The 3673-nt window shown below is 42.7% G+C and carries 2 rRNA genes; both read left to right on the top strand.

Annotation, left to right across the window (positions count from 1 at the left end):
- Nucleotides 1-295 precede the first annotated feature (295 nt).
- A 23S ribosomal RNA gene (locus tag KO488_RS03080) occupies nucleotides 296-3212 on the top strand.
- Nucleotides 3213-3365: 153 nt separating this feature from the next.
- A 5S ribosomal RNA gene (gene rrf, locus KO488_RS03075) occupies nucleotides 3366-3481 on the top strand.
- The last annotated feature ends 192 nt before the right edge of the window (nucleotides 3482-3673 follow it).

Genomic DNA, 3673 nt, shown 5'->3' with positions numbered 1-3673 from the left:
AAACTAAATATAAGTACTTATCAAAGTATTTATATTTGGTTTCAAAACCAAAAGCGTTACCTTGAAAAAAATCATTTTTTTAAGCTAGCAAGATATTTAAAAATATAATGTTAAAGTCTTTAATTTTTTCGTTTAATTAATTTTCGTATGAAGTTAATTAAATAAATAAAATTTTATTATCTAAACAATTAGATAGAACACAACTATATTAGAAATTATATATGAGAATATATATTTAATAAGATAGTAGCCAAAGAATAATTATCAAAAATGCGACAGAATTCAATTCTGTTTATTATAAGCTATTAAGGGCTAATGGTGGATGCCTAGACTGTAAGAGGCGATGAAGGACGTACTAGACTGCGATAAGTCACGGGGAGCTGTCAAGAAGCTTTGATCCGTGAATTTCCGAATGGGACAACCCAGCATGGAGTGATTCATGTTATCCCGAAAGGGAGGCGAACCCGGTGAAGTGAAACATCTCAGTAACCGGAGGAAGAGAAATCAAAAGAGATTCCCAAAGTAGCGGCGAGCGAAATGGGATTAGGACAAACCCTATGCTTGCATAGGGGGTTGTAGGACCAAGATATGAGACTAGAGAATATAGATGAATAAGCTGGAAAGCTTAAGCGTAGAAGGTGATACTCCTGTAATCGAAATGTTCAATAGCTCTATTGGTATCCTGAGTAGGACGGAACACGTGATATTTTGTCTGAATCTAGGGGGACCACCCTCTAATCCTAAATACTACTTACAGATCGATAGTGAACAAGTACCGTGAGGGAAAGGTGAAAAGTACTCCAGCGAGGAGAGTGAAATAGAACCTGAAACCATTAGCTTACAATCATTCGGAGCCCTATGATTTATCAGGGTGACGGACTGCCTTTTGCATAATGAGCCTGCGAGTTGTGGTGTCTGGCAAGGTTAAGCCAAGTGCGAAGCCGTAGCGAAAGCGAGTCTTAATAGGGCGAATTAGTCAGATGCTGCAGACCCGAAACGAAGTGATCTATCCATGAGCAGGTTGAAGCTGGTGTAAGAGCCAGTGGAGGACCGAACCGGTGTGCGTTGAAAAGTGCTCGGATGACTTGTGGATAGGGGTGAAAGGCCAATCAAACTTCGTGATAGCTGGTTCTCTCCGAAATATATTTAGGTATAGCCTTGCGTAGTAGCATATAGGGGTAGAGCACTGAATGGGCTAGGGCTGCTTACCGCGGTACCAAACCCTATCAAACTATGAATACTATATGTGTAATCGCAGGAGTCAGGCGTAGGGTGATAAAATCCTATGTCGAGAGGGGAACAACCCAGACTAACAGCTAAGGTCCCAAAGTCATATCTAAGTGGAAAACGATGTGGAGTTACTGTGACAACCAGGAGGTTGGCTTAGAAGCAGCCATCCTTTAAAGAAAGCGTAACAGCTCACTGGTCTAGTGATTCTGCGCGGAAAATATAACGGGGCTAAGATATGCACCGAAGCTTTAGATTCAATATTAATATTGAGTGGTAGGAGAGCGTTCTATTCAGCGTTGAAGCTGTACCGGCAAGGAGCAGTGGAGCGGATAGAAGTGAGCATGCAGGCATGAGTAGCGATAATTGAGGTGAGAATCCTCAACGCCGAAAACCCAAGGTTTCCTACGCGATGCTCGTCATCGTAGGGTTAGTCGGGTCCTAAGTCGAGTCCGAAAGGGGTAGACGATGGCAAATTGATTAATATTTCAATACCAACAAATAAGCGTGATGTGGGGACGCATAGAGTTAATCGAGCTCACTGATGGAATAGTGGGTCGAAGGACGTAGGCTGTAACTTAGGCAAATCCGGGTTACATGAAGCCGAGATCTTACAGGCTCTTGACACTCTTCGGAGGAGATAGAGAATCGATGATACTGTCGTGCCAAGAAAAGCCACTAAGCATATTATTTGTTGCCCGTACCGTAAACCGACACAGGTGGGTGGGATGAGTATTCTAAGGCGCGTGGAAGAACCCTGGTTAAGGAACTCTGCAAACTAGCACCGTATCTTCGGTATAAGGTGTGCCTACTTTGGTATAGAGATTTACTCTCAAAAGCTAAAGAGGTTGCAACAAAGAGTCCCTCCCGACTGTTTACCAAAAACACAGCACTTTGCTAACTCGTAAGAGGATGTATAAGGTGTGACGCCTGCCCGGTGCTCGAAGGTTAACTGATGATGTTAGATTTATCGAAGCATTTGATTGAAGCCCGAGTAAACGGCGGCCGTAACTATAACGGTCCTAAGGTAGCGAAATTCCTTGTCGGTTAAATACCGACCTGCATGAATGGCGTAACGAGATGGGAGCTGTCTCAACCAGGGATCCAGTGAAATTGTAGTGGAGGTGAAAATTCCTCCTACCCGCGGAAAGACGGAAAGACCCCGTGCACCTTTACTACAGCTTGACACTGTAGCTTGGATATTTATGTGCAGGATAGGTGGGAGGCTATGAAACTAGGATGCTAATTCTAGTGGAGCCAACCTTGAGATACCACCCTTAAATATTTGAGTTACTAACTGGGACGTATTATCTACGTTCAGGACAATGTCTGGTGGGTAGTTTGACTGGGGCGGTCGCCTCCTAAAAAGTAACGGAGGCTTACAAAGGTTAGTTCATGGCGGATGGAAATCGCCAGTTGAGTATAATGGCATAAACTAGCTTGACTGTGAGACATACAAGTCGAACAGAGACGAAAGTCGGTCATAGTGATCCGGTGGTTCTGTGTGGAAGGGCCATCGCTCAAAGGATAAAAGGTACGCCGGGGATAACAGGCTGATCTCCCCCAAGAGCTCACATCGACGGGGAGGTTTGGCACCTCGATGTCGGCTCATCGCATCCTGGGGCTGAAGCAGGTCCCAAGGGTATGGCTGTTCGCCATTTAAAGCGGTACGCGAGCTGGGTTCAGAACGTCGTGAGACAGTTCGGTCCCTATCTTCCGTGGGCGTAGGAAAGTTGAGGAGATTTGTCCCTAGTACGAGAGGACCGGGATGAACGTACCACTAGTGTACCAATTGTTCTGCCAAGAGCATCGTTGGGTAGCTACGTACGGATGAGATAAGCGCTGAAAGCATCTAAGCACGAAGCCAACTCCAAGATTAACTTTCCCTGAAGATCCCTCTAAGACTAAGAGGTTGATAGGCTAGATGTGTAAGCGTTGTAAGACGTTTAGCTGACTAGTACTAATAGATCGTTCGGCTTATTTAGTATTCTTTGGTTTACTATCTTATTAAATATATACTTGTTTGCATTAACTTGCATAAAATTAGACTTTAACATTATTTATATCTACTCAACCTATAAGTTGAGTAATGAGTATACTGAATATTTATATTCCATGTATATTGATTACTCAGTTTTGCTGGTGGTTATAGAGAAGAGGAAATACCCAGCTCCATTTCGAACCTGGAAGTCAAGCTCTTCATCGCTGATAATACTGCAGGGTCCCCTTGTGGAAACGTAGGCCGCTGCCAGCTCTTGAGTATTTACACACAAAAGCTTAGCTTATTCAACTTTCAGTTGTTTATGCTAAGCTTTTTTTTTAGCCTTCTTTTTGGGCTTTACTTCTTTTTATTCTCTTTTAGGCCTCTTTTTTTATGTATTTCACAATTATTATATGTATTGTTATATTTCATTTACATTAGATTTATATATGATTAAAATATTAA

Origin of the sequence: Poseidonibacter lekithochrous, assembly GCF_018861145.1 — a bacterium.
In the GTDB taxonomy this organism is placed as follows: Bacteria; Campylobacterota; Campylobacteria; order Campylobacterales; family Arcobacteraceae; genus Poseidonibacter; species Poseidonibacter lekithochrous_A.
This window is presented reverse-complemented; position numbering and strand designations above follow the sequence as displayed.